Below are 25,050 nucleotides of genomic sequence, written 5' to 3' on the forward strand. Positions count from 1 at the left end.
ATGTCACACCTAATACAGCGAGGTGGTCTGCCGAAAGGTCAGTGGCGAGTGGGAACGGGGAAGTACTCGGTCATTGTCCATTTCCGCAGTTGGGGCGTTTGTTTAGCATGTTCCATACTTCTATTGGCATTGAGCCTTGTCGCTTTACGCGTTGGTACCACTAGTTATGGATTTGCGGACTTGTGGGAAGTTCTTAGCGGAGGCGGGGAAAAGCGCGCTCGCTTGGTGATAGTGGAGTGGCGTCTACCGCGCATCCTTGCGGGCATCGTGGTAGGAGCGCTGTTGGGTATGTCGGGTGTTGTTTTCCAAACGATAACTCGCAACCCCTTGGGCAGCCCGGACATCATCGGGTTTTCCATGGGCGCACAGACGGGAATCTTGGTGAGCGTCCTCGTCTTTGGCGGCAGCATCATTGGTTCTTCCTTCGCGGCAATGGTGGGCGGAACCCTAGCCGGGGCAGTGATCTTTGCTTTGTCCAGCAAAGGAGGCTTTGGCGGTGTGCGCCTGATTTTGGCCGGCATCGCGCTGTCGGCGATGCTGGGCTCTTTAAATCGCTGGCTCCTGCTCCAGGCCGATAGCGATGCCGCCTATGGCGCGGCTCGTGCTATTACGGGAACGCTTACCGCAGTCGAGTGGAAGGAAGTGACCGTTGCTCTCGCCGCTGGCGGGGTGGTGATGCTCCTCCTGCTGTGTGCGCAGCGCCAGCTGCACCTTTTAGCGCTGGGGGAGCAACGCGCTAGCACACTCGGTATGCGCGTTAACACGGAACGCGCTTGGTTGGTTATCTTGGCAACGCTCATGGTCGCCATCGCGACTACAACCGCGGGCCCCATCGCGTTCATTGCGTTACTAGCTCCTCATATTTCGAAACAGCTTACCGGTTGTAACACCCCAGTTGTTCCGGCGGCTGCCGTCGGATCAACGTTGCTCTTAGGCGCCGATGTCATGGGGCAGGTCTGGGCTTCCGAACTACCCGTGGGAGTCATCACTGCTGCAGTAGGCGGGTTTTACTTTTTCGGTCTGTTGCTGCGGAAGGAAACAAGATGAAGACAAAACTAAAGCTGAGCGAAGTGCGCACTACCTATGGCAAGAACGTGATTTCTGAATCGGTGACGCTGGAGATTCCGGCAGCGGAATTTACCGCAATCATTGGTCCAAACGCCTGCGGCAAGTCAACGCTGCTCAGTGCCATCGCCCGATTACACAAGCCTGACGAAGGCTCCATCGTGCTGGATGGGCGGGAAGTCTATGCCACCGCGCCCCGGCAACTCGCGCGAAGGCTTGGGCTGCTGCCGCAGGAGGCCAAGGCGCCAGAGAAGATGACCGTGCGTGAACTGGTGGCGCATGGCCGCTCGCCACACCAAAGCCTTTTCCGCCAGTGGTCGAGCGCGGACCGTGAAGCTGTAGATCTGGCCATGGCACAAACTGGTGTTGCCGACTTGGCAGATAGAGAGGTAGATGCTCTTTCAGGCGGTCAGCGCCAACGCGTCTGGCTTGCACTCGTGTTGGCTCAGCAGACTGAGACCATCCTGCTCGATGAGCCGGTGAGCTTTCTCGACCTTGCACATCACATCGACATCTTGGAACTGTGCCAGAAGTTGTGCAATGAAGGCCGAACGGTGGTGGCGGTCTTGCACGATCTCAATCTTGCGCTGCGCTATGCCTCCAATCTGGTGGTCATGAAAGACGGAGCCGTCGTGGGGCAGGGGCCGCCTCGTGAGGTGGTCACTGAGCAGCTGCTCGAACATGTCTACGGTGTGCGCTGCCTTGTCACCCCAGACCCACTCACCCACGAGCCGATGGTCATTCCCAGGCCGCGGTTGAAGCCAAATTCCTGATCTCGAACCCCTAAACAAAGTCCATCCGATTTCTCAAGGAGAAAAATTGAAACGACATCTCAACGCTATTACGGCGCTAACGGTTGTATTAGCTACCAGCGTGGCGCTTGTTAGCTGCAGCAGCCAAGACGCTGGTGAGCAGGAAAGACCTGAGGCTCAGACGCAAGCGACGCAGACGGGGCAGTGGCCCCGCACCGTAGAAACCGATGACGGCAACCTAGAGATTGAGGCACAGCCACAGCGCATCGTCTCGACCTCGACGACACTGACCGGTTCGCTCCTCGCCCTAGGAGCACCCGTCGTGGCCTCGGGCGCGACCAAGCCCAATATCGAGGGATTGTCCGATGATCAGGGCTTTTTCAATCAATACTCGGAGGAGGCCAAAGCCAAAGGGGTGGAAAAGCTGTGGTCGAATTCTTCACCAAACCCAGAAGACGTTCTGCCTTACGAGCCGGATCTAATCATCGTTTCAAAAAATGGCGGCGATTCAGCCTATGACCAGGTGGATCAGCTGAGGAAGATCGCGCCAGTGATGGTGGTGGATTATACGAAGGCCTCGTGGCAAGACGTCACGACCATGCTGGCGAAGGCAACCGGCAAGGAGGACAAGGCCAAACAAATTCTTGCGGACTTCGACCAGAAAGTGGACAAGGTCGCGAATTCCATCAAGGTCCCAGATCATGCGGTGTCGCCGCTAACCGTCTTTGGAGATGGCTCGGGCGCAGCTGCACTGACGCACAAGGCTGCGCAATCGCAGCTCCTGGAAAGACTTGGCTTCACGCTGACGGATATCCCTGAGCAAGTAAAGGGTGATACTTCGATGGGCAAGTCGCGCGGCGACATCGTCCAGCTGTCCTTGGAAAACGTGCAAAAAGGTCTGCCAGGCGAATCTTGGATCGTCGTCGCTGGCGATAAGAAAACCCAAGCGACAATGGAAAAGGAACAAGCCTTCAACACTTCACCGGCATATAAGAATAAGCAGGTCTACTTTTTGCCAGGGGAGACCTTCCGCCTTGATTACTTCTCCGCGCAGCTGATGCTCGATTCCCTGGCCAAGCAGTTTGCTGAATAAGCGCAAGGCCCCAACAGCATAAATAGGCCGCGATCCCCACGGATCGCGGCCTATTTATGCTGTTGGCTGATTAGACAAACATCAAGATTGCGCAGATCATCCACAGCAGGTTGAAGATGCCGGAGAAAGCGGAAAGCTGCTTCTTCAGACCTTCAGCGTCCATGTCTTCGGCGCCGTCGAGAGCAGCGAGGGCCTTCTTCTGCTTCGGCACGATGAGGAAGAACAGCAGGCACCAAGCGATAACTGCCAGCAGGATCGCGATGTGGAACTGGACTGCGGACTTGTAGGCTTCGAGGTCCGTCAGGAAGACAGCGACGCCCAGAACCGGCACGATGGCGGAGATGTAGCCATAAGTGTTGGTGATCTTGTGCAGGATGCGCGCTGCACCGACTGCTACGTGCTCACCATTGGCGGCGCTAAACATCTGACCAGGGAAGGCAGAAGTTGCCACGCAGACCGGGCCGATGAGCAGCACTGCTGCGAGGACGTGCAGAATTACTAGAAGACTAGTCATGGAGGCCTTTCACTTCAGTTTGGGGTTCGCAAGAAGTTTAGTCAGTGGTGAGCTGGAAATCGAACCGACACTGCCTGCGCATTACCCGTACATCCGCAGCTGGAAGGGGCAAATCATATTTGCGTGCCACGGCCGCAAGCCGGCGGGAGTAGTCGCAGCGGTTGGCAGGCGGTAGCCACTCGGAAGGCAGGGAATCGGACTTGTCCTGGTTGAGATCTTTTGCAGTTGCTACCAAGTTGAGCGGGTCATTGGCAAAGGCTGTCTTGCGCTGCCTATCCCAGCGGTAGGCGCCCATGTCCCACGCCGCCGAAAGAGGGAAGACGTGGTCGACCTCAACGGTGGCTGGGTTGTGTTTACCCGAATAAGGATCGTATAGGCCGTAGGCGGTGGCCTGGGCATCTCGTACATTGTCCTTTGTATCGGGTAGCCAGCCGCCGAAGGCTTCGCGTTCGTAGCCGATGATGCGAACTCGCATATCTGCTTCAGCCACGCCCAAGGGCGGGCCCGGCAGGAAGTGGTTTAGGCCCCACAACGCAGTAACCGCGCACAGCCCGGCAAGAAAATAGTGCTTCATAGACTATTTAGACTTGTGCCGTGCTGTGCGCGGTTCCCGGTGGGGAGATATAAGGGTGGCTTAGCCTTGTACCTTCTCTGCTGCTTCCTCGAAGTCCAAGTTTTTGTTGTTTTCAACAAGCTTGGCCAGCTGGGAAGCTTCTTCGAACTCGGTGACGACCTTGGTATCTGGTGCCTTGGTCACTAGGGAGACCACGCCGGTGACCACCAGGGAGATGGCAAAGCCTGGGACCAGCTCGTAGAGGGCATCGGAAAGCGCAGACATGCCCCAGCCGATAGCCACGATGGCACCGGTCACCATGCCGGCAATCGCGCCGGTGGAGTTCAGGCGCTTCCAGTACAGGGACAGCAGCACCAGCGGGCCGAATGCGGAACCGAAGCCGGCCCAAGCGAAGCCGACCAAGCCCAGGATGGAATCGGAAGGATTAATCGCCAGGACTGTCGCGATGATGGCAATGGCAACCACAGCCGTACGCGATAGGTTAATGAGAACGTCCTGGGAGGGCTTCTTCTTTGCCACGATCATGAACAGATCCTCGATCAGAGAGGTGGAAACCACGAGCATCTGTGAGGACATGGTGGACATGATGGCGGCCAGAACCGCAGTCAGAACCAGACCTGCAAAAAGTGGGTGGAACATGACCTGGGCCATGTCAAGGAAGATGGTTTCGTAGTTTTCCTGATCGGTAATGGCGTGATCAGTGTTGGTGAAAAATACCGTGCCGGCCAGGGCCACGAAGATGGCGCCAATCAGGGAAAGGAACATCCAGCTGATGCCGTAGAAGCGGCCCGCGCGGGCGTCGGCAGGCTTGCGCAGCGCCATGAAGCGCACGATGATGTGCGGCTGACCAAAATACCCCAAGCCCCAGGCTAGGTTGCCGATGATAACTGCTGCGGAAACACCGGAGAAGAGCGAGAAGTACTCAGGGTTTTCAATGACTCCGCCGGAAGCATAAGGATTCTCCGCCGCGAAGCTGAAGATATCGCCAGGATTATCCAAAGTCATGATTGCCATGATCGGAACGATGATGAGCGAGGCGAACATGAGCAAGCCCTGCACGGTATCGGTGTAGGAGACCGCGAGGAAGCCGCCGACGAAGGTGTAGAACACGGTAACGGCCGCAACGATCAGCATGCCGACCAAGTAATCGCCGCCGAAGGTGGACTCGAAATAGCGGCCGCCGGAGACCATGCCGGAAGAGACATAGAAGGTAAAGAAGAAGATGATGATGGCGGCCGAGAGAATGCGCAGCACGCGGGATTTGTCATGCAGGCGGTTCTCAAAGAAGGACGGAACGGTAATCGAGTTACCGGCAATCTCAGAGTAGGAGCGCAGGCGTGGGGCGACCCATTTCCAGTTGGCCCATGCGCCAACCAGCAGGCCGATGGCCATCCATAGCTCCGACATGCCCGTTAAGAACAATGCGCCAGGCAGGCCCATGAGCAGCCAGCCGGACATGTCCGAGGCGCCGGCGGACAGTGCCGCGACGAAGGGGTGGAGTCCACGCCCGCCCAGGACGTAATCGTCGTACTGGTCTGTTTGTTTATAGCTCCAGAAACCGATGGCGGCCATCGCGAGCAGATAGAGAATCATCGCCACGACGTACCAAGTGGAATCTTGCACGGATTTCTCCTCGTTGTTTGAGAGTAGGACCCTCCCACGCTAACGTGACGCGCATTACAACCCAACGAGATTCTGTCCCGTTACCAAAAATATGTGACTCCATACACAGGTAAATCTCATGGTCTATCAGTGGAAACGTAAGAATGTAACGAGATTATAACGATTGCGCTTTCTTGCAATTTTCGCCCTTAAAGCTCTCGCCCTGCCCCCAAAAGGTGCGCTGCTAGACTGGCAGCTATGGCTTCTTACCTCCTCCACGGCCTTTGGCTCCCAGTCTCAGGGCTTAGCCTATGGATTGAGCAGGTGGAAGGGCACAAGATCATCATGCCTTCGGCAGTGCCAGAGGGGACTTTCCCCGAGGTGGTGGAGACAATTCTTGCCAAGAAGTCCTTCCGCAACCGCGCCCGAGTCTCTTTGCGCACGCCAAAGGGCAAGGACGTCTCCCTCATGGTCCCCATGGCCATGTTTGCTCCCGAGGAAGCCGTGGCCACCCTGGCCAAGATGGAGTTTTTAGACTCACTAAGCCAAGCGGCAACACCGGAACAAAAAGCCACCATCGCCCCAGATCTTCTGTGGCTGATTCGCGCCTACCGGGGACTTAGCAAGTTCGTGCGCGCCGGGCGCGTGACCATCCGCCTTTCCTATCAGGGCGGCGAGTGGTTCCCCATGTGGCAGCTGACCTCGGGCTTGGGCGAGCGCGGATGGCTCGCCGAGATGCTGGCTGCCGCGCCGGGCATTTTGACCATCAATAACCGCGCGCTTTCTGATGACATGGCAGACGAGCTGACCCACTGGATCGCATTTACACAGTTGCGCTCGCTTGCCGACGCCCCCCGTCCCGCACCGTGGCACGACTTCGCGCAGGCCATGCTCACGACCGCGCCGGTGAAAAAGGGGCGCGCGCAGCTGCTGCGTGCTCTAAACGAGTGGAAAGACTCGATTACCTCTGTCGACCTGCAGCTGGTGTTCATTGTGGAAGAGCCCGGCCACGATGAAGATCCAGAATCCAGCGTCTGGCCCATCCGCGTGCAGGTCCGTTCCGGCACCGACGCCCCGCGCCCCATCATCGAGGAGCAGCTGGACAGAGGCAGCGTGGTCAAGCTGCGCGACTCGCAGCGCAAGGCACTTAGCCTGGCGCCGCGCCTGCGCGAGTCTTCGGCCGTTCCGGACTATGACGCCGGCGATTGGGATGTATTCTTGGGCACCGATCAGCTGGTGGAGTTCGTTTCCAAGGACGTCGCCCAGCTCAAGGCAGCCGGCTTTACCGTGCTGCTGCCTAAGGCATGGGCGCACATGGAAACCAAAGCCAAACTGGAAACCCGCGAGGTGCGTGACCCTGCCGAAGGATCCACCAAGGCCCACCTCGGCATGGACAAGCTGGTGGAATATGATTGGCATCTTTCCGTAGGCGATATTGAGCTCACCGAGGAAGAGATGCGCCAGCTGGTGGCGTCCAAGTCCGGCCTGATTCGCCTCCGCGGCGAGTGGGTGACCGCCGATACCCAGGCGTTGTCCAAGATTTCCGAGTACATGGACAAGCTGGCGGAAACCGCCAAGAAGCGTAAGAAGAAGGAACTCGAGCGGCTTAGCGCCGCCGCCGAGCGCGCTCGGAAGCTAGAACAGCCGGGCTGGCAGGAACTTGTCGCGGACGTCGAAAAGCGCTTGCAAGAATTCAACGAGGGCGAAACCTCCCAGGTCTCCGTGGCGGAGCTGCGCGAGTTGGCCCTGCAATCCATGGCCGAGGAGCCAGTGGAATTTACCGGCTCGACGTGGCATACCTCTCTGCTCGGCGGCATGGATTCTCCCGCGCCCGCGCGCATCGAGCTGCCCGATACCGTCCAGGCGGAGCTGCGCGAGTATCAGCGCCGCGGCGTGGATTGGCTCTACTGGATGTCCCGCAACAACATTGGAGCAGTGCTCGCCGACGACATGGGCTTGGGCAAAACCCTCCAGCTGCTTACGCTGCTTGCCATCGAGCGCCAAGAAAACCCGGAGCTCAAGCCAACCATTGTCGTGGCGCCTACTTCCGTAGTGGGCAACTGGGCGCGCGAGGCCGCGAAGTTCGTGCCGAGCCTCAAAGTCCTGGTGCAGCACGGCTCGGATCGCCTCAAGGATGAAGCACTCATCAAAGCCGCGGAGAAGGCAGACCTCGTCATCACCTCCTACGGAACAGTCGGCCGTGACTTCCTTACCTTGGGCAAGGTGGAATGGGACCGCGTGGTGCTCGATGAGGCACAGGCGATTAAGAATGCCGCGACGCGTTCCTCGAAGGCGGTGCGCTCGCTGCCTTCGCGCCACCGTATCGCGTTGACCGGCACGCCGGTGGAAAACCGTTTGTCGGAGATGCGCTCCATCCTGGATTTCTGCAATCCCGGCGTTCTGGGCAGCGCGTCCTTCTTCCGTAATCATTTTGCCAAGGCCATCGAGCGTGAAAACGACGAGACCATGGCCGAGCGCCTGCGCCAGCTGACAGCGCCGTTTATCCTGCGCCGTCTCAAGACGGATCCGAACATCATCGATGACCTGCCAGAGAAATCGGAGCAGATCATCACCGTGGCGATGACGGCCGAGCAGGCGGCGTTGTACAAGGCGCTTGTTGACGACGTGCAAAAGGCCTTGGAGGTACGTGAGGGCATGTCGCGCCGCGGCCTGGTGTTGGCCTCGCTGACTCGCATCAAGCAGATCTGCAACCATCCGGCACACTATCTGGGCGATGGCTCCGCCATCACCATTAAGGGAAAGCACCGCTCGGGCAAGGTCGAAGAGCTGATGCGGATTGTGGACCAAGCTGTAGAAAGCGAAGAACGCGTCCTCATCTTTACCCAGTACAAGGCCTTCGGCGACCTTTTGCAGCCTTATCTCACCCAGCAGCTGGGCAGGGACATCCCGTTCCTGCACGGTGGGGTGACAAAGAACCGTCGTGACCGAATGGTGGAGGAATTCCAGGCGCCGGACGGGCCGCCGGCGATGATCCTCTCGCTCAAGGCAGGCGGCACGGGCCTGAACCTGACCGCGGCGTCGATTGTTGTGCACATGGATCGCTGGTGGAATCCCGCCGTGGAAAACCAGGCGACCGACCGTGCCTTCCGCATTGGTCAGCAACGCAACGTGCAGGTCTACAAGATGATTACTGCGGGCACGCTCGAGGAATCCATCCAGGACATTTTGGACGGCAAGACGCACCTGGTCGGCGCCGTGGTAGGCGAGGGCGAAGGCTGGCTAACCGAGCTGGATCCGGAGCAATTGGCACAGCTGATGAGCTACAGGGAGGCTGACTAATGGCGCAGCATACTAAGTCTGAGGAACACGACAACGTCATCTATGCCAACTTCGGCGCGCGCAAACGCGTGAGCACGCCGGAGGAGGCCGGCCGCGTCTCTCGCGTGCGCAGCATGGCTCCTGCGGCAACGCGCATCGTCTCCTTCGTGAACAAGGAGGCCGATTCCGGGCGCATTACCCGTGGACGCCAGTACGCCAACGGCGGTCATGTGGTGGGCCTGGACGTGCGCAACGGCGCAGTACACGGCAAGGTTGCCGGTTCCCAGAACGAGCCTTTCACCGTGTTGTTGCAGGTGCCGTATCGCACCAACGATGACGTGGCGGAGCTGAGCCAAATGTTTGCCCGCACGCCGAACTCGATCGCGAACGCACGCGACGGCCTGCTCAGTGAGGAAGCGCTCGACATTCTCATTGCGCAAGACCCAGCCGATATGCGGTTTTCATGCACCTGCCCGGACCCCGAGTACGTGTGCAAGCACGTGGTTGCCGTGGCCGACCGGCTGGCGGCGCGCATGGATGCCGATCCCTCGGTAATCTTTGCCCTGCGTGGCTTGGACTTTGCGCGCCTCGAGCAGGCTGTGATGGAGCAGGCGAAAAATGTCTCCCAGGACAGTTTTTCCGGTAGCAGCCTCAGCCCCGAAGAGCGCAACGAGCTGTTTTGGGAAGGCCGGCAGTTGCCCGATATGCCGCGCCCGAAAGTGGCACCGGCAGTTGATGACTCTGACCCAGATCTGCTGCGTAAGGCCATGCGCGCCGTCAGCCATACGAACATAGATTTGCTTCGCGCGGTCTCTGATGTCGAGGACCTTTACTATCATCTGACTCACCAATAGGCATAAGGGCTTAGCGCCTGCTGCCGGAGACTTTAAAAGGGGAGAGTTTCATCCATGGTGACCTTCATCCATACCTCGGACTTTCAGTTGGGCATGACCCGCTGGTTCCTCGAGGGCGAGGCCCAGGTGCGCTTCAACGATGACCGTGAGGCGGCCGTTGTCAGGCTCGGCGAATTAGCCGCGGAAACCGGCGCGGAATTCATCGTGGTGGCAGGTGACGTATTTGAGCATAATTCGCTCAGCAAGGCCACCTTGGGGCGTGCCAAGGAGGCCTTTCGCAATCTGCCGGTGCCTGTTTATCTGTTGCCCGGCAACCACGATCCGCTGGTGGCGGATTCCATCCTGCGCAAGCCTTTTGCGGACAACGTCCACGTCATCGCGGATTCCACCCCGATTGAGGTGCGCGAAGGAGTGGAGATCGTCGGCGCCCCGTATCTCTCCAAGCGCGCAAACTATGACCTCGTGCAGGCAGCGCTCGCCCCGCTCGAGCCTTACGACGGAGTGCGCATCGCCGTGGGCCACGGGCAGGTGGAAGCACGCGAGTCTGAGGCTGACGTTATTGACTTAAAGTTTGTTGAAAACCAGATTTCTGAGGGCGTCATCGATTACCTAGCTCTGGGAGATACCCACTCCACGCAGGCCTTGGGGCAGTCGGGGCGCGTCTGGTTCTCCGGCAGCCCGGAGACCACCGCTTTTGATGACCGCGAGCGCGATTCCGGCAATGCACTGGTCGTGGTAATCGACAATGGGCAGGTTGAGGTCACCCCGCACCACATCGGCCGCTGGGCTTTTCGCGCGGTGGCGGCAGACGTCAACTCCGACGAGGATGTCGAGCGCTTCCTCACTGTTCTCGATGACATGCCGAACAAGTCCCGTACCGCAGTGAAGTATGGCTTGCGCGGCACGGTGGGGTTGGGCGCCCAAGCGCGTTTGGAGCAAGGCTTGGCCGAGCTCGAGCCGGTCTTCGCCTCGCTGCGCCCGCGTGAGCGAACCATGGACTTGCACCTTGCTCCCGATGAGGAGGAACTTGCCAGTCTTGAGCTTTCCGGCTTCGCCGCTGATGCCTTGGCGGAGTTGGTGGAAAACCTGGAGGACCCTGTAGCCCGCGACGCAGCCAACCTGTTGTTCCGTCTCAGCGTGAAGGAGGCTTAAAGCCATGATGCGTCTACACAGCTTGGAAATCTGGAACGTCCGCGGCGTCGAGCATCTGCGTATCGAACAGCTGCCGGAGACCGGCGTCGTGGTCATCCACGGTGAGAACGAGGCCGGCAAGTCCACCATCGTGGAAGCCATCGATACCGTGCTGACGGAAAAGCACACGGGTGCCGCTAAGAAGATTAAGGCGCTCAAACCGGTGGACCGAGATGCGGGCCCTGAGGTAGAGCTTGAGGTCACCGTGGGGCCGTATCACTTCCGCATCCACAAGCGCTGGCTCAAGAAAAAGATGTCTGAACTGCGCGTTCTAGCACCGCGTGCGGCGCAATTTACTGGCGGCGAGGCCGATGACGAGCTGGATCGCATCTTGAACGAGCATCTTGACCGCCAGCTCCTTGACGCTCTGTTCCTCCGCCAGGATGACCTAGGCTCCGGCGTGGCTGCCGTGGGTATTCCTTCGGTGACGAATGCCTTGGAAGAAGCTAGCGGTATGGATACCGCGGCCGCGGAAGACTCTGAGCTGGTCAATCGCGTGCAGAAGGAATACGAAAAATACTTCACCGCGCGCACCGGGCAGCCGGCTAAAGAACTAAAGGATGCCCAAGAGCGCTACAACGCGGCAGAACTTGCGCACAATGAGGCCACGGAAGCATTGCGCCAGCTTGACGATGTCGTGGTCAAACATGAGGCTGCACAACTTGCCAAGCGCGACGCCGAGGAAGCATTGCCGGCAGCGCAGGCAGAGCTAGCCGAGCGCGAAAAGGACGTTGTTGAGGCCCGCGCCGCCCTCGAAAAGATCGAAGCCCAGCGCGAAGTGGTTGACCGCGCTGCGGCAGATTTGGAGGCCAAGAAAGAAGCACTTGAACGCCGCCGCAGCGCGGTGGAGGAGGTTTCCAGGGCCGCTGCGAATCTCACGGCTTTAGCCACCAAGGTCGAAGAACTTAGCGCGAGCGTCGAAGATGAGAAAGAAGCCCGCAGCGCGCTCGAGGAAAAGCTCGAGCGCGCAAATCAAACCTATGAGAAGGCACGCGCCAACCTCCAATACGCGCGAAAGGCGCACAAGAAGAAGGAGCGGGAGGCCCTTGGCGAGCGCCTTGAAAACCTAGGCAAGCTCGACAAAGAACTAGCTGACCGCCGCGCCGAGGTAGCTCAAGCACCAGAGGTTGCAAACCTCAAAGACATCGAGCAAGCCGCTAACGAAGTCCAGGTCCAAGAACGCGTTTTTGCCGCAGCCGCTGCCAAGCTGGTCATCAGCGGTGAAGGCGAGTTCGAGGTCGACGGCGAAGTCCAACAAACCGACGACAACACACAAACCATCCAGCTACGCGATGGCATGAAGTTTGCATTCGGCAAGACTCAGGCAACTTATCAAGCAGCAGCCGGTGATACCTCGGCCGACACCGTGGCACAGGCGCGCACGCGCCTTGCGCAACTGCTTGAAGACGCTGGCTGCGAAGACCTCGCTGCAGCACAGAAGCTGCGCGAGGAATTCTTGGAAAAGCAGCGCGCCGTCGTACAAGCTCAGCGCGAATTCAAGGCGGCCTTGGGCACCGACGACCTTGGCGAGCTCGAAGCAAAATATGCCGCACAGTCAGCGGACTTTGAAGAGCCTCGCGAGCACGAGGGCACGGACGTATCTGAGGAAGCACTCGACTTGTCCAGTGCCGACGCTGCTGAGGAGGCCGCGCGCAGCGAAGTCACCATGGCGGAAAAGGAGCTGGCCCCGTACCGAGATAGTCAGGCAGCCACGCAGCTGGCTGCGGCGACGGCGCGGCATGAATCCGCTGCCAACCAGTATGCTGCAGCTGAGGAAGCTTTGCGTAACGCCCGCGATGCAGCAACGGATGCAGACGTTGAAGAGGCTCTCCATGCGGCGAAGGTGCAGCTGGAGCAGCAGCGCGAACGCCTGCGAGAACTAAGCGCCATCGACGTCGATACGGTCTTTGCTCTGCACAAGGGCGCGGAGGAACAGGTACGTAGCCTGAACAACGCAATTTTGAGTGCCGACGGCGACATGCGCGAATATGTCGGCCGAATCGAGATGCACTCTGGTGTGGCCGAACGCCTGGCTGCAGCCAGCGCCGAGCTAGAAATCTCACGGGAGGTACTCGCGGCCGTCGAAAAGCGTGCAAATGCTGCCCGCTATCTGCGGGAGCTGTTGCTTAAGCATCGCGATGCTGCGCGCCAGCGCTACGCCGCGCCTTTCGTGACAAAGCTTAATGCTCTCGCGCGCACCGTCTTCGGCGGTGACGTCGACTTCGAGCTCTCCGAGGAGCTCGTTGTCACCGCGCGTAGCCGCAACGGCCAAACCATTGATATGGGTTCGCTTTCCGGCGGCGCGAAGGAACAGCTGGCCATCCTTACACGGTTTGCTATCGCCGGGCTCGTTCAAGAGTCCGGTGTGCCCGTCATCGTGGACGATGCGCTGGGCTCTACCGACTCGACACGCCTGAACCTGATGTCGACGCTCTTCGCCCAGGTAGGCAAGCATTCGCAGGTGCTCGTGCTTACATGTATGCCGCAGCGATACGCGCGTGTACCGGAGCGCACGGAGCTTGCCATGGACGCGCTGAAGGTTTAGTTTTTCTCAGTAAAGCCAGTGTGTACTGTTATTTGCATGACTACGGGAACCCGCTGGCTTAACGAGGAGGAACAGGAGCTTTGGCGCCTGCTTCTTGGATCCATCCGCAAGATCAATCGCGGCATGGAAGAAACTCTCATGTCCGGTGGGGAAGTCTCTGCTTCTGAGTTCGCCGTCCTAGTGACGTTGTCCGAGCAAAAAGACCATCAGATGCGCCTGCGCGAGCTGTGTGCCGAGCTGGATTGGGACCGTTCCCGCACATCCCACCAAGTAACGCGCATGGAAAAGCGCGGGCTCGTCACCAAGTGCAAGAGCGTCGGCGATGCCCGCGGCGTGGTGGTAAAGATAACGGATGACGGTTTTACCCGCCTCGAGCGCGCCGTGCCTGAGCACGTCGAGTCCGTGCGCCGTCTTGTCTTTGATCACCTAAGCGAGGAAGATGTTCCCTCGTTGGTTAACTTCTTCAAAGGGGTGCTAGCAGTAAAGAACGTCCCTGGCTACGAGGGATTCGTACCCGAGGAACTTCTGCACGGTCAAGCAGAGCCTCAGGTTTAGGCTTGCAAGGTTGCCGGCCAAAACACGACCAAAGCTGACCTATCATGTGGCTTAGCGCCACAGCCTAACTCATATGTAGCCCAAAAGGAGACACCACCATGATGGGACAAGAGCTCTTCGAGCACCCTAAGCGCCAGTACCCGCACTACAACATCACTGTTCTCGATGACCTGGGCGACCCAGAAGCTCACCTTGAGGGAATTGCTACGGAAGAACAGGCGGCTGCCATGGACGCCGCTTTGGAGAAGTTTCCAGACGCTGCAATTACCTTTGACGAGGAAAGCGGCCACTGGATTGTTGGTGAAGAAGCCGATATCAACCGCATGTTCGCCGATAGAGACGCTTTTGTCGACGCCCTCGAAAACAACGAGGACCCTGGTATTTAAAACAGGCCGCAATGGTGTCAATCAAACGGTGGATAACTACAAATTCATAACGATCTACTGCTAAAGTTAGTGCCAGTGATTACTCTTGCTAGGCGAGGTGTGCCTAGGGAGTACAAGGCGCAGTGAAAGGAAACAACGGATTATGAACGAATACGAGGCACAGGAACAGCGCGAAGCAGCTGCACGTGACAAGGCTGACGGCTGGGTATCTGTGTTCGTCCAGTGGATCCCGAACATGCTCCTGGTTTTCGTTCTCGTTACCGCTATGTTCCTCGGCATGTTCTACATCGAGCACGGCTCCCTGGACATCACCCAGGAGATCGTAAACCCGTTCATCAAGTAGTACTTGGAGAACTCAAAGCTCAATAGCTAAATATTAAAATGGCGGCCCATCTTCTGGACCGCCATTTTGTCGTTTTAAAAGCCTGCCGCAATTAGTGCTGCTCGTTCGGATCGTTGTCCGCGTCTTCCTTGGTCTCGTGAATGGTGCCCTTAACGTGATCCGGTGCGGTGTAGATGGAGTAGAGCTTTGCCGGCTCGGAGCCCTCGTTGACGAAGTTGTGCCACTTGCCAGCTGGTACGAAGATGGCAAAGTCGTCTTCGACTACCTGGTCGATGTCTAGGTTGTCCTTGTCTTCACCAATCATGATGCGGCCCTGGCCGGACTCGAGGCGCAGGAACTGGTCATGGTCATCGTGGACCTCCGCGCCGATTTCGCCGCCGGCAGGAATAGACATGACGGTCATCTGCAGGTATTGGCCGGTCCACAGGGTGTCACGGAAAGCATCGTTAGCCAGGGTGGTCTCTTCGATGTTGAGAACATAAGGGGTCGGGCCATGGTCGGTGCGCAGATCTGACATGTCAGGTACCTCCTTGTAGGGATTATGGGTCTTTAACACCAGCTTATGCGCGCCCGCGTATTAATGCTGAGGATTTTCTTTTCTCGTATCTTCGCCGCCGTCCTGCCATTGCCTCTTATGCTGTTCGGACTTTTTGTGGTTGCGGATGGATATCACGCCGATGACGATACCGATGACGATGGGCACCCACACTTTCGAGTTGTCGAGCAAGAAAACCATCCACTCGGGCAGCGCCGGGAGGTCAGGGAAATCGATGTTCGGCCAGTTGATGCCTGGCCAATCGATACTGATGGTTGGCAGATGGATTTGGGGAAGCTCGGGGAGATCTGGCAGATCCGGCCAGTTGATGTCGGGGATAGGCAGCAAGTCCAACAGCTTGCGCAGGATTGGGCCGAGCACGATAACGGCCAACGCCCAACCGCCTTTACCAAGGCCCGCGAGGAGGGGATAGGTCACGCGTTTAACGGGGCTTTGCTCCATCTCTTCGCGACGCCGCGCTCCACGGCTGCCAGCTGGTGGATCGAACTCGACCACCTCTGAGCCGTTGTGATAGGTCACCTCGAGCAACTCGTCGAGAGCATTCGCGTGGAGCTTGAGGTGCGGCTTCGTGCGGTTGACAAACTCTAAGCTGTGCAGCTCGTCGGTATCGATTTGTTTTAGTGCCACTCGCGCCGAAGACAACGAGGTGTACCTTCCAAGGACTTCGCCATCGCGGCAAATTTGCACGCGAATAGGTGGATTATCAATGAATGCCCGGATTCTTTCTTTAAGCGGCATGTTGGCGTCCAGGGCGGTGTATTCTTGCTCGCTTGGTTCTTGCGGCCAGTCTTCATAAGCTGCAGCAAACTCCACATCGGGGCCGACCGTGACTTCGAGTTTTCCGGCCTCCGGATGGTCAAGCGTCCACGTTTCCATGACCTAGGCCTTCCTTCCTGTTAACCAGCTGCCCAACCAAGCAAGCAGGACGACTTCAACTGCGTAAATCCACGTACCGGTGTTGTAGTAGACCTTGGTAGAAAGCCAAAACATAAAGGCCGCAATGAGCGGAAAGGACAGCGTATAGCGGAAGAGCCGGCCATCCAGCATGCCTAATGCCAATGCCATCACTGGCAGCAGCACCAGCATGGTCACAGTCGCTGTACTCCCACTAAGAGTTGCGCCCACAATCCCCGGTACCACGAAGAACGCTAACGCGGTAGCGATAAACGAGAGGTAGGCCCGCTTCGGACGAGACGTTGATTCCATGGCCCTGACCTTACAGCCCGCGAGATCATTCTTAGGAATGATTCTTTGACTTCGTGTGGTAGGGGGGATTCCTAATATCGAGCGACGGCGATGCGCTAGAGATATCTGGAAGCTGCAAGAAATGGAAAATGTGGATACGAAGCTAAAACCCTCGCCTGCCGGGTTGAACGCCGAGCAAGCGAGGGGAGAATTTGTGCCCCCGACAGGGATCGAACCTGCGACCTTCGGTACCGGAAACCGATGCTCTAATCCGCTGAGCTACGGAGGCAAATGATAGGTGGCATGCGCCAGATATCAACGGTGTGATTCTAGCGCATGCCAGTAGTTAGAAGCTAATGCGGGGTGAGTTCCGCATACGAGCCTTACTTCACGATGATGACTATGAGATCGCGCGGACCGTGCACGCCCTCGACGCGGGAGAGCTCAATATCGGAAGTAGCAGACGGGCCGGAAATCCAGGTTGCTGGGAAGTCCGGATTGATGCGCGAGACCATCTCCGGCACGCCGTAGACCACCTGCTCTTTGCGTACGATGCATACATGGCGGTCTGGGACCAGCGTGAGAGCGCGGCGGCCGCACAGCGGGCCCGCCTCCAGTACGATGGTGCCGGTCTGTGCGGAAGTTACGTGGGACTCAGTGAGCACGGCGTCGACAGTATCCAGCTCGCGTGGGTCAGACGTGGGATCGTCGGCGGTTAAGGTGACGTCGGAGGTGATGGCGTCGATAAGCGCGGCGTCCATGCCCTGTGCATAGGTCACAGTGGAGCAATTCTTGTCCGTGAAGACCTGCGAGATGGTCTGGGCCAGAGAAACTTCATCCGTAACGTGGACCTCCGCCTTGTAATCCTCTAGGCGGTCAACCAGCATGTCACGCAGCTCATCCGCGTTTAGCGTGCCCTGCGTTTCGTACTCGCGCGGGATGTCGACGTGTTCAGGCAGGCCTGCCTGCTTCTGCGCGGTGCGAATGCGCTTCAGGATTTCTTCTTTGGCGGTACTCACTTGATGCCCTCCTTCTTGGCCTGGGCGAGCAATTCTTTAGCTTCATCGGAGTCAAACCACTGACGGAAAGACTTCTTCGGGGGGACTGCAGTATCGCGGGCGTCGGACCAGCCGGAGAGGAACAAAGGCAAGTTATCGATGACGCCGTTGAAGCCGCCCAATACTCGGCCGAGAGCGACCATGTGGGTGATCTGGTTCCAGACCTTTGGGTGGCCCCACACGAGCTGAACCGCGCTAAACAGTTTGGATTCCACCGGCGGGGTAGCGTTGGTGACCTTTTGGTGGCGGTTTTCCAAGATGACGTCGGTCAGCGGAATCTTGACTGGGCAGACTTCGTCGCAGCGGCCGCAGAGCGAGCAAGCATAAGGCAGGCTGGCGGAAGGATCGTGGTGGTCCTTGATACCGGTTAGCTGCGGGGTAATGGAGATGCCGATGGGGCCTGGGTAGACCGAGCCGTAGGCGTGGCCGCCGGCGCGTTCGTAGACTGGGCATACGTTCAGGCAGGCGGAGCAGCGGATGCACTTGAGTGCCTGGTGGCCGATCGGACTGGATAGTGCTGCGGTACGGCCGTTATCCAGCAGAACGAGGTGGAAGTTCTGCGGGCCATCGTTTTCAGTTACGCCCGCCCACATCGAGGTGTACGGGTTCATGCGCTCTGCCGTGGAAGAACGCGGCAAAAGCTGCAGGAAGACCTCAAGGTCCTGGAATGTTGGCACGAGCTTTTCGACGCCCATCACAGTAATCAGGGTCTCCGGCAGGGTAAGACACATGCGGCCGTTGCCCTCAGACTCCACGATATTGATGGTGCCGGTTTCTGCGACACCAAAGTTCGCGCCGGAGATGGCGACCTTGGCCTTCATGAACTGCTCGCGCAGGAAGGTACGAGAAGCCTCCGCGAGTTCGGCTGGCTCAGCCTTTAGGGATTCATCCGTGTTCGGCATTTTGTTGACGAAGATGTCACGGATTTCGGCACGGTTGCGGTGGATGGCTGGAACCAGGATGTGGGAGGGCTTATCCTCGCCCAGCTGAACGATGAGCTCAGCCAGGTCGGTTTCGCGGGCATTGATCCCTACGGACTCGAGGTGCTCGTTCAGGCCGATTTCCTGGGTTGCCATGGACTTGACCTTGACGACGTCGGTCTCACCGGTCTCGCGGATAAGGCCCTCGATGATCTCGTTGGCTTCCTTGGCGTCGCGGGCCCAGTGAACAATGCCGCCGCGCTTGGTTACCTCTTCCTCAAACTGGAGGAGGAGCTCAGGCATCCGGGCTGCCACGTCCTCTTTGAGGGCGGAGCCGGCGTCACGCAGTTGCTGCCAATCCGGTAGCTCTTCGACGGCGTTGGCGCGCTTATTGCGAATAGTGGTGGTGGCGTGGTGCAGGTTGCGGCGCTGGGTAGCGTTGTTCAGGCCGACGTGTGCCAGCGGCACGAATGCCTTGCTGCCGCGCAGGTTGCCGTAACCTTCGGGCGCCCGCGGTGGGGTGGTATCGAGGAAGGAAGTCATTAGAGCATTTTCTCCTTGGAATATGCGGCCGTATCAGGGGTCCATGGGTGCTCCTTGGTGGAAGCCAGGATTTCGGCCATGTGGATAACGCGCACGCCACTGCGCTGGCGGGAGAGGGCGCCGCCGATGTTCATCAGGCAGGAAGAGTCACCGCCGGTCAAGTACTCAGCCTCGGTGTCCTTTACGTGGCGGGTCTTGTCCGAGACCATGGCCTGGGAGACCTCAGGATTCTTAATAGAGAAGGTACCGCCGAAGCCACAGCACTCTTCCACGTTTTCTAGCGGCACGAGGTCGATGCCCTCGACCTTGCTCAGCAGCTGGTACGGGCGGTCACCCAACTTCAAAAAGCGCAAGCCATGGCAGGAAGCGTGGTAGGTGACCTTATGCGGGAAGAAGGCACCTAAGTCGGTGCGCTGCTCGATGTCGACCAAGAACTCCGGGAGGTCCAAGGTCTTCTGGGAAGCAATCTTGGCGCCGTCGACGTCAGCGGAGGTGCCGAAGCGGTCAGCAATCTTGGCGTGCTGTTCGCGGACTGCGCCGACGCAGGAGCCAGAAGCGGAGACTACGTAGTCAATGGAAGGATCCGCGAAGGCGTCCGCATAGCTGCGGATCATCCCTAGGGTTTCCTTCTGATAACCGGTATTGATATGCATTTGTCCGCAGCAGGTCTGCTCTTCCGGGAAGACCACTTCGTGGCCCAAGCGGGAGAGGATTAGTGCGGTTGCTTTGTGTGCGTCCGGGAAGAGGGCGTCACCAATGCACGTGGAAAATAGTGCAATTCGCATACTTTGCGCTCCTTTTACTGCCCAAGTTTCCTCCGATGAGCTGGATGCATGAGGCTCAGGCAAATGTTTTTCGTTGTAGGATAAATACTACCGATAACTCCGCAGATATTCTGTCGAAAAAGACCTGTTTAACTGGGGTTATTACACAACACTAGTGTTGCGAAATTGCTTACGTGCGCAGATGGATGCACGGCTTTTGTCAATGTCCGATCTGCGGCGCCAAGTGAGTCATGCGTCACTGGCAAGTTCAAACCTTTTGGGGGTATACAAAAGTCGCCACACCTAATAGCCGGGTAGGTGCGGCGACTTTTTGGCTTTGAAAATTGCGGCTATGGAACTAGGAAGCCCAACACATTGGTCATTAGGAACACGATGATGCAGACCGTGGCCAGGAAGGCGAGAGAGTAGCCCACCACGGCCTTCAGGATGCGGGATTCCTCGCCTTCCATCTTGACGGCCGTTGCGGCGATGGCCAGAGACTGCGGGGAAATCATCTTGCCCACCACGCCGCCGGCGGTGTTGGCAGCAAGCATGAGGTCTGGATTGACGGAGATGCGCTCGGCGGCGGTGACTTGGAGGTTAGCAAAGAGAGCGTTGGCTGAGGTGTCCGAGCCAGTGACTGCCGTGCCAATCCAGCCCAGGGCGGGGGCGAAGAGGGCGAAGATGCCGCCTGCCGACGCCACGAACTCACCAATGGAGATGGTCTGGCCGGAGTAATTCATGGTGTAAGCCAAGGCTAGGACCAAGATAATCGTAAGGGCCGAGAACTTCATGCGGGCGCAGACCTCGCCAAACTTGGCAAGCGGCGCGGACTTTGCCAGATGGTAGTGGCCGCCTTCATTGAAAATCCAGAAGATGATTGCCACGATTAGTCCAGAAATCAGCAGCAAGGTGCCGGGATTACCAAAGACGTTGAAGCTAAACGAGGTGTCCATTGCCTTGCCGGCAGAGTCAAGGACTGTGCCATCCAGGCCCGGCCAAGCGAACTTAATCTTCCAGAAACCAAAGAGCTTGGGCACGGCGGTGGCAAGCGCAAAGACTGCGGTAACCACGGCGTAGGGAAGCAGCGCCATCCAGATGCGGACGCCGGAAAGATCGGTGACCTCCTCCTGTGCTGGGATCTCCATGCGCTGACGCAGTTCGGCAACGCCCTTTGGCTTCCACATACGCAGGAACACGAATGCGCATCCCAGGGAAACGATGCAGGCCACAACGTTAGTCAGCTGGTAGGCAAAGAAGTTGGCCGCGGCCCACTGGGCGATGGCGAAGGAACCGCCGATGACTGCGGCGGCAGGTGCTGCCTCCTTGACGCCGCGCATACCGTCCAGGATAAAGAGGATGAAAAATGGAACTGCGGCTGCGATTAGCAAGACCTGCAAGGAAATCAGGCCCGCAATATCGGCGGTCTGCTCCGCGGTGCGGCCGCCAACTTCACCCGCGGTGGTAACGGGGATACCCACGGCGCCGAAGGCAACGGGCGCGGTATTGGCAATAAGGACGGTGGTGGCAGCCTTCAGTGGTTTGACACCCAATGCCAGAATCATCGTTGCGGTAATCGCTACCGGAGCACCGAAGCCTGCCAGGGCTTCGAGGAGGCCGCCGAAGCAGAACGCGATGAGGATGGCCTGGATGCGGATATCGCCTTCGCCAAGCAGGTCGAAGGTCTTGCGCAGATCCTCAAAGCGGCCGGAAGCTACAGTGATCTCGTAGAACCAGATGGCGGTGATGATGACCCAGACGATGGGAAGCAGGCCAAACAGGCCGCCGCGCACCGCAGAGGAAAAGGCCATGCCTGCTGGCATATCGAAGCCGAAGGTGGCGATGAGGAGTGCGACGGTGAGGGCAACTGCGCCCGAGGTGTGTGCGCGGGCCTTAAAACCCAGCAACATGATGAAGAAGGCGATAAGCGGTAGCGTCGCTACGGCAGCGGAAAGGCCAAGGCTACCGCCGATCGCATCCGTCGATATTTGGAAAGTGTTCATAGTTACCCAAGTCTCTAGAAGGAAAACGAGCGTTTTATTTAATACTCAGTCTTCCTAAAGCCTAAAACTTGAGCGAGCCTTGTCGCGACAGTTTCGCAATAAGGGGCATATGTCACACAAGTTGCTTGCTGTCATAAAAAGCTCCAACGCGTGCCTGATGCTGCTCATGTCAGCGCGGGACGATAGACTCTGACGCTATGAATCCCGTAGATCTTTCTGTGCTTATTAAAGAGACCGCAGTCGCTGTATTGAGCGAACACGAGCTCGACACCGCCGTCCTTCCTGAGACCGTGACCGTGGAGCGTCCGCGTAATCCCGAGCACGGTGACTACGCCACCAACTTGGCCCTGCAGGTAGCCAAGAAGGCTGGCGTGAATCCGCGTGATCTGGCCACCTGGCTCGCTGAGGCGCTGGCAGAAAACGCTGCTATCGACGTCGCGGAGATCGCCGGCCCAGGCTTTTTGAACATCCGTCTGGCCGCTGCTGCGCAGGGCGCAATCGTCAGCCAGGTTCGCGAGGCCGGTACTTCTTATGGCCACAATGATGCTTATAAGGATCAGAAGATCAACCTGGAGTTCGTTTCTGCGAACCCCACCGGCCCAATCCACCTAGGTGGCACCCGCTGGGCAGCAGTAGGTGACTCCCTGGGGCGCGTGCTCGAGGCTTCGGGAGCTGAGGTTACTCGCGAGTACTACTTCAACGATCACGGTCGCCAGATTGACCGTTTCTCCAACTCCCTCGTTGCTGCGGCCAAGGGCGAGCCGACCCCGGAAGATGGCTACGGCGGAGACTACATCCAGGAGATTGCGGCCAAGGTTGTCGAGCAGGTCCCGAACGCACTGGAAGGTTCTTTAGACGAGGTCCGCGAGAAGTTCCGCGCCTCCGGCGTGGAGATGATGTTCGCGCACATCAAGGATTCTCTCCACGAGTTTGGCGTTGACTTCGACGTCTACTTCCACGAGAATTCCCTCTTTGAGTCCGGCGCCGTCGAAAAGGCCGTCGCTCACCTGAAGGACAACGAGAAGCTCTACTTCGAAGATGGTGCATGGTGGCTGAAGTCCACCGACTACGGCGATGACAAGGACCGCGTGGTCATCAAGTCTGACGGCGACGCCGCATACATCGCTGGCGATATCGCTTACGTAGCTGACAAGTTTGACCGCGGCCACGACCTGGCCATCTACATGCTGGGCGCGGATCACCACGGTTACATCGCCCGCCTGCGCGCGGCCGCTGCTGCCATGGGCTATAACCCAGAGCAGGTCGAGGTGCTCATCGGCCAGATGGTCAACCTCCTGCGTGACGGTCAGGCAGTAAAGATGTCCAAGCGTGCCGGCACCGTCATCACCCTCGACGATCTCGTCGAGGCCATCGGCGTCGATGGCGCACGCTACTCCCTGGTGCGTTCTTCCGTGGATCAGTCCATCGACATCGACTTGGGCCTGTGGGCTTCCCAGTCCTCCGATAACCCGGTTTACTACGTTCAGTACGGCCACGCGCGCATCTGCTCCATCCTGCGCAAGGCACAAGAGCTGGGCCTTGATGCCGCAGCTATGGCAGATGCAGATCTCGCGCTTCTCACACACGAGAAGGAAGGCGATCTCATTCGCACTCTGGGCGAGTTCCCTGAGGTTGTCTCCACCGCAGCGACCTTGCGCGAGCCGCACCGCATCGCCCGCTTCGCCGAGGAGTTGGCGGCTGTGTTCCACCGCTTCTATGACCAGTGCCAGGTGCTGCCGAAGGCGGACGAGGCAACGCAGCCAATCCACATCGCACGCCTCGCGCTTGCCGACGCCGCACGTCAGGTCCTCTCCAACGCTCTGACCATGGTGGGTGTCAGTGCCCCGGAGAAGATGTAAATGGATTTCAACCAGCTTCCAGCCCACGTCTGGCCGCGCAACGCCAAGCGCCAGGACGATGGCGTGGTCGCCATCGCCGGCCTGCCACTTACAGAGCTCGCGCAGGAATACGGCACGCCGCTCTATGTCTTTGACGAGGACGATTTCCGCTCTCGTTGCCGCGACATGGCACGTGCCTTCGGCGGACCTGAGCACGTGCACTATGCATCGAAGGCATTTTTGACCAAGCGCATCGTGAAGTGGGTGGCCGAGGAAGGCCTATGCCTTGACGTGGCTTCCCTCAATGAGGCCAAAGTAGCCCTGGCAGCTGGTTTCCCGCCGGAGCGCATGACCGCGCACGGCAACAACAAAGAGCGCGAATACCTACAGCTGTGTGTGGACAATGGTGTAGCGCACGTCGTGCTCGACAATGAGGGTGAGCTGGCGCAGCTTGATGAAATCGCGCGTGCGGCCGGCCGCGTTCAGCCAGTCATGATTCGCGTCAAGCCCGGCGTCGATGCCCACACCCACGAATTCATCGCAACCTCGCATGAGGATCAAAAATTCGGCATCTCCCTGGCCACAGGTGCGGCATTTGGTGCCTCCAAGGCAGCTCTGGAAGCTGAAAACCTGGAGCTGGTGGGGCTGCACTGTCACGTGGGTTCGTCTGTTTTCAATGCTGATGGCTTTAAAATGGCCGCCGAACGCGTGCTTTCGCTCTATAAGCGCATCCATACCGAGCTGGGGGTAGCGCTCAAGGAGCTCGACCTGGGCGGCGGTTTCGGCATTCCATACATGGAGTACGAGGAAGCTCTCGACGTCGCCAAGCTGGCCCAAGATCTGCTTGCCGCAGTGGAGCGCACCGCTCGCGAACTGGGCATCGATGCGCCTTTCGTTCTGGTCGAGCCGGGCCGCTCGCTGGTCGGCGCCTCTGCGGTAACCGTGTACTCGGTGGGCACCGTCAAAGACGTAGAGACCGGTAAGGCCGAGCTGCCGATACGCCGTTATCTCTCAGTCGATGGCGGAATGTCGGATAATATCCGCCCCGCGCTCTATGAGTCGGAATATGACGTGCGTGTGGTTAACCGGTTGACTCAAGGCGAGCCAGTGGATTCCCGCGTGGTGGGCTTCCACTGCGAGTCCGGTGACATCTTGGTTAGTGAACGCAAGCTGCCGGGCGACATTAAGCCAGGGGATCTGCTGACCTTCGCCACCACCGGCGCCTATCAGTACATGATGGCCTCGCGCTACAACGGCGCGCTGCGCCCGGCCGTGGTCTCCGTGCGCGATGGTGAGGCTAGTTTGATGCTGCGTCGCGAGACAGTCGAGGACCTAATGGCCCTTGAAATTGATTAAATTCACCGCTTTTAACTGTTGAGCAAAAGAATCTTCTGGAAGCGCAAAAACTAGACAGCTCGTTCCGTATAGTG

At 58.5% G+C, this 25,050-nt stretch carries 22 protein-coding genes and 1 tRNA gene; 12 read left to right on the top strand and 11 right to left on the bottom strand.

What is annotated here, in order from left to right; translation table 11 throughout:
* From HMPREF3155_RS05905 to fepB, 3 genes are read left to right on the top strand one after another with little or no spacing between them, the layout of a single operon-like run.
* On the top strand, window positions 1–1,047 hold the full coding sequence (locus HMPREF3155_RS05905) for a FecCD family ABC transporter permease (RefSeq protein ID WP_061925934.1): 1,047 nt from the start codon (window positions 1–3) through the stop codon (window positions 1,045–1,047).
* The gene (locus tag HMPREF3155_RS05910; protein ID WP_061925931.1) at window positions 1,044–1,838 is read left to right on the top strand and encodes an ABC transporter ATP-binding protein; all 795 of its coding nucleotides are present in this window, start codon (window positions 1,044–1,046) and stop codon (window positions 1,836–1,838) included. The genes HMPREF3155_RS05905 and HMPREF3155_RS05910 overlap by 4 nt, the downstream gene beginning before the upstream one ends.
* Window positions 1,839–1,884: 46 nt before the next feature.
* Window positions 1,885–2,910, top strand: coding sequence for a Fe2+-enterobactin ABC transporter substrate-binding protein (gene fepB, locus HMPREF3155_RS05915; RefSeq protein WP_070432817.1), 1,026 nt, complete (start codon window positions 1,885–1,887; stop codon window positions 2,908–2,910).
* 70 nt (window positions 2,911–2,980) lie between these two features.
* Here the strand turns inward: fepB and HMPREF3155_RS05920 are convergent, their stop codons facing one another.
* From HMPREF3155_RS05920 to putP, 3 genes are read right to left on the bottom strand one after another with little or no spacing between them, the layout of a single operon-like run.
* The gene (locus tag HMPREF3155_RS05920) at window positions 2,981–3,424 is read right to left on the bottom strand and encodes a hypothetical protein (protein ID WP_061925925.1); all 444 of its coding nucleotides are present in this window, start codon (window positions 3,422–3,424) and stop codon (window positions 2,981–2,983) included.
* A 37-nt stretch (window positions 3,425–3,461) separates the two neighbouring features.
* On the bottom strand, window positions 3,462–3,998 hold the full coding sequence (locus tag HMPREF3155_RS05925) for an HNH endonuclease family protein (protein ID WP_070432818.1): 537 nt from the start codon (window positions 3,996–3,998) through the stop codon (window positions 3,462–3,464).
* Window positions 3,999–4,058: 60 nt separating this feature from the next.
* Window positions 4,059–5,621, bottom strand: coding sequence for a sodium/proline symporter PutP (putP, locus tag HMPREF3155_RS05930; RefSeq protein ID WP_070432819.1), 1,563 nt, complete (start codon window positions 5,619–5,621; stop codon window positions 4,059–4,061).
* A gap of 237 nt (window positions 5,622–5,858) precedes the next feature.
* On the opposite strand from putP, the gene HMPREF3155_RS05935 reads away from it, so the two are divergent.
* The 7 genes from HMPREF3155_RS05935 to HMPREF3155_RS05965 all read left to right on the top strand — a co-directional run bounded on the left by HMPREF3155_RS05935 (window position 5,859) and on the right by HMPREF3155_RS05965 (window position 14,753).
* Window positions 5,859–8,900 (top strand): DEAD/DEAH box helicase, encoded by a 3,042-nt coding sequence (locus tag HMPREF3155_RS05935; RefSeq protein WP_070432820.1) that lies wholly within the window; start codon window positions 5,859–5,861, stop codon window positions 8,898–8,900.
* The gene (locus tag HMPREF3155_RS05940) at window positions 8,900–9,733 is read left to right on the top strand and encodes an SWIM zinc finger family protein (RefSeq protein ID WP_061925914.1); all 834 of its coding nucleotides are present in this window, start codon (window positions 8,900–8,902) and stop codon (window positions 9,731–9,733) included. The genes HMPREF3155_RS05935 and HMPREF3155_RS05940 overlap by 1 nt, the downstream gene beginning before the upstream one ends.
* A 54-nt stretch (window positions 9,734–9,787) precedes the next feature.
* Window positions 9,788–10,885 carry a metallophosphoesterase family protein gene (locus HMPREF3155_RS05945; protein WP_062041200.1) on the top strand — a complete coding sequence of 366 codons (1,098 nt, stop codon included), beginning with the start codon at window positions 9,788–9,790 and terminating at the stop codon, window positions 10,883–10,885.
* Between the two features lie 4 nt (window positions 10,886–10,889).
* Window positions 10,890–13,469: an AAA family ATPase gene (locus tag HMPREF3155_RS05950; protein WP_070432821.1), complete on the top strand. Its 2,580-nt coding sequence runs from the start codon at window positions 10,890–10,892 to the stop codon at window positions 13,467–13,469.
* A 36-nt stretch (window positions 13,470–13,505) separates the two neighbouring features.
* Window positions 13,506–14,024, top strand: a complete 519-nt coding sequence (locus tag HMPREF3155_RS05955; protein WP_070432822.1) for a MarR family winged helix-turn-helix transcriptional regulator — start codon at window positions 13,506–13,508, stop codon at window positions 14,022–14,024.
* A gap of 98 nt (window positions 14,025–14,122) precedes the next feature.
* Window positions 14,123–14,410, top strand: a complete 288-nt coding sequence (locus HMPREF3155_RS05960; RefSeq protein WP_070432823.1) for a molecular chaperone GrpE — start codon at window positions 14,123–14,125, stop codon at window positions 14,408–14,410.
* 142 nt (window positions 14,411–14,552) lie between these two features.
* Window positions 14,553–14,753 (top strand): hypothetical protein, encoded by a 201-nt coding sequence (locus HMPREF3155_RS05965; protein WP_070432824.1) that lies wholly within the window; start codon window positions 14,553–14,555, stop codon window positions 14,751–14,753.
* A 91-nt stretch (window positions 14,754–14,844) separates the two neighbouring features.
* Here the strand turns inward: HMPREF3155_RS05965 and HMPREF3155_RS05970 are convergent, their stop codons facing one another.
* From HMPREF3155_RS05970 to HMPREF3155_RS06005, 8 genes are all read right to left on the bottom strand, one after another.
* A complete protein-coding gene (locus tag HMPREF3155_RS05970; protein WP_070432825.1) occupies window positions 14,845–15,270 on the bottom strand; it encodes a cupin domain-containing protein in 426 nt (141 codons plus the stop codon).
* A 60-nt stretch (window positions 15,271–15,330) separates the two neighbouring features.
* The gene (locus tag HMPREF3155_RS05975) at window positions 15,331–16,185 is read right to left on the bottom strand and encodes a hypothetical protein (protein WP_070432826.1); all 855 of its coding nucleotides are present in this window, start codon (window positions 16,183–16,185) and stop codon (window positions 15,331–15,333) included.
* A 3-nt stretch (window positions 16,186–16,188) separates the two neighbouring features.
* Window positions 16,189–16,515: a hypothetical protein gene (locus HMPREF3155_RS05980; protein WP_148138225.1), complete on the bottom strand. Its 327-nt coding sequence runs from the start codon at window positions 16,513–16,515 to the stop codon at window positions 16,189–16,191.
* A gap of 194 nt (window positions 16,516–16,709) precedes the next feature.
* A tRNA-Arg gene (locus tag HMPREF3155_RS05985) sits at window positions 16,710–16,783 on the bottom strand.
* Window positions 16,784–16,877: 94 nt separating this feature from the next.
* Window positions 16,878–17,513, bottom strand: a complete 636-nt coding sequence (locus HMPREF3155_RS05990) for a LutC/YkgG family protein (protein WP_062035363.1) — start codon at window positions 17,511–17,513, stop codon at window positions 16,878–16,880.
* Window positions 17,510–19,015, bottom strand: coding sequence for a lactate utilization protein B (locus HMPREF3155_RS05995; RefSeq protein ID WP_062035362.1), 1,506 nt, complete (start codon window positions 19,013–19,015; stop codon window positions 17,510–17,512). Before HMPREF3155_RS05995 ends, HMPREF3155_RS05990 begins: the two co-directional genes overlap by 4 nt.
* On the bottom strand, window positions 19,015–19,800 hold the full coding sequence (locus tag HMPREF3155_RS06000) for a (Fe-S)-binding protein (RefSeq protein ID WP_070432828.1): 786 nt from the start codon (window positions 19,798–19,800) through the stop codon (window positions 19,015–19,017). Before HMPREF3155_RS06000 ends, HMPREF3155_RS05995 begins: the two co-directional genes overlap by 1 nt.
* Before the next feature lie 329 nt (window positions 19,801–20,129).
* Window positions 20,130–21,782 (bottom strand): L-lactate permease, encoded by a 1,653-nt coding sequence (locus tag HMPREF3155_RS06005; RefSeq protein WP_070432829.1) that lies wholly within the window; start codon window positions 21,780–21,782, stop codon window positions 20,130–20,132.
* Window positions 21,783–21,979: 197 nt separating this feature from the next.
* On the opposite strand from HMPREF3155_RS06005, the gene argS reads away from it, so the two are divergent.
* Window positions 21,980–23,641 (top strand): arginine--tRNA ligase, encoded by a 1,662-nt coding sequence (gene argS, locus HMPREF3155_RS06010; RefSeq protein WP_070432830.1) that lies wholly within the window; start codon window positions 21,980–21,982, stop codon window positions 23,639–23,641.
* Window positions 23,642–24,976 carry a diaminopimelate decarboxylase gene (gene lysA / locus HMPREF3155_RS06015; protein WP_070432831.1) on the top strand — a complete coding sequence of 445 codons (1,335 nt, stop codon included), beginning with the start codon at window positions 23,642–23,644 and terminating at the stop codon, window positions 24,974–24,976.
* The last annotated feature ends 74 nt before the right edge of the window (window positions 24,977–25,050 follow it).

This window comes from Corynebacterium sp. HMSC06D04 (assembly GCF_001807315.1).
In the GTDB taxonomy this organism is placed as follows: domain Bacteria; phylum Actinomycetota; class Actinomycetes; order Mycobacteriales; family Mycobacteriaceae; genus Corynebacterium; species Corynebacterium simulans.

Excerpts from the sequence above, each read along its gene's own strand:
- HMPREF3155_RS05905 (WP_061925934.1), top strand. The coding sequence starts at position 1 with ATGTCACACCTAATACAGCGAGGTGGTCTGCCGAAAGGTCAGTGGCGA.
- HMPREF3155_RS05910 (WP_061925931.1), top strand. The coding sequence starts at position 1,044 with ATGAAGACAAAACTAAAGCTGAGCGAAGTGCGCACTACCTATGGCAAG.
- HMPREF3155_RS05920 (WP_061925925.1), bottom strand. The coding sequence starts at position 3,424 with ATGACTAGTCTTCTAGTAATTCTGCACGTCCTCGCAGCAGTGCTGCTC.
- HMPREF3155_RS05925 (WP_070432818.1), bottom strand. The coding sequence starts at position 3,998 with ATGAAGCACTATTTTCTTGCCGGGCTGTGCGCGGTTACTGCGTTGTGG.
- HMPREF3155_RS05935 (WP_070432820.1), top strand. The coding sequence starts at position 5,859 with ATGGCTTCTTACCTCCTCCACGGCCTTTGGCTCCCAGTCTCAGGGCTT.
- HMPREF3155_RS05940 (WP_061925914.1), top strand. The coding sequence starts at position 8,900 with ATGGCGCAGCATACTAAGTCTGAGGAACACGACAACGTCATCTATGCC.
- HMPREF3155_RS05945 (WP_062041200.1), top strand. The coding sequence starts at position 9,788 with ATGGTGACCTTCATCCATACCTCGGACTTTCAGTTGGGCATGACCCGC.
- HMPREF3155_RS05950 (WP_070432821.1), top strand. The coding sequence starts at position 10,890 with ATGATGCGTCTACACAGCTTGGAAATCTGGAACGTCCGCGGCGTCGAG.
- HMPREF3155_RS05955 (WP_070432822.1), top strand. The coding sequence starts at position 13,506 with ATGACTACGGGAACCCGCTGGCTTAACGAGGAGGAACAGGAGCTTTGG.
- HMPREF3155_RS05960 (WP_070432823.1), top strand. The coding sequence starts at position 14,123 with ATGATGGGACAAGAGCTCTTCGAGCACCCTAAGCGCCAGTACCCGCAC.
- HMPREF3155_RS05965 (WP_070432824.1), top strand. The coding sequence starts at position 14,553 with ATGAACGAATACGAGGCACAGGAACAGCGCGAAGCAGCTGCACGTGAC.
- HMPREF3155_RS05970 (WP_070432825.1), bottom strand. The coding sequence starts at position 15,270 with ATGTCAGATCTGCGCACCGACCATGGCCCGACCCCTTATGTTCTCAAC.
- HMPREF3155_RS05975 (WP_070432826.1), bottom strand. The coding sequence starts at position 16,185 with ATGGAAACGTGGACGCTTGACCATCCGGAGGCCGGAAAACTCGAAGTC.
- HMPREF3155_RS05980 (WP_148138225.1), bottom strand. The coding sequence starts at position 16,515 with ATGGAATCAACGTCTCGTCCGAAGCGGGCCTACCTCTCGTTTATCGCT.
- HMPREF3155_RS05995 (WP_062035362.1), bottom strand. The coding sequence starts at position 19,015 with ATGACTTCCTTCCTCGATACCACCCCACCGCGGGCGCCCGAAGGTTAC.
- HMPREF3155_RS06000 (WP_070432828.1), bottom strand. The coding sequence starts at position 19,800 with ATGCGAATTGCACTATTTTCCACGTGCATTGGTGACGCCCTCTTCCCG.
- HMPREF3155_RS06005 (WP_070432829.1), bottom strand. The coding sequence starts at position 21,782 with ATGAACACTTTCCAAATATCGACGGATGCGATCGGCGGTAGCCTTGGC.
- argS (WP_070432830.1), top strand. The coding sequence starts at position 21,980 with ATGAATCCCGTAGATCTTTCTGTGCTTATTAAAGAGACCGCAGTCGCT.
- lysA (WP_070432831.1), top strand. The coding sequence starts at position 23,642 with ATGGATTTCAACCAGCTTCCAGCCCACGTCTGGCCGCGCAACGCCAAG.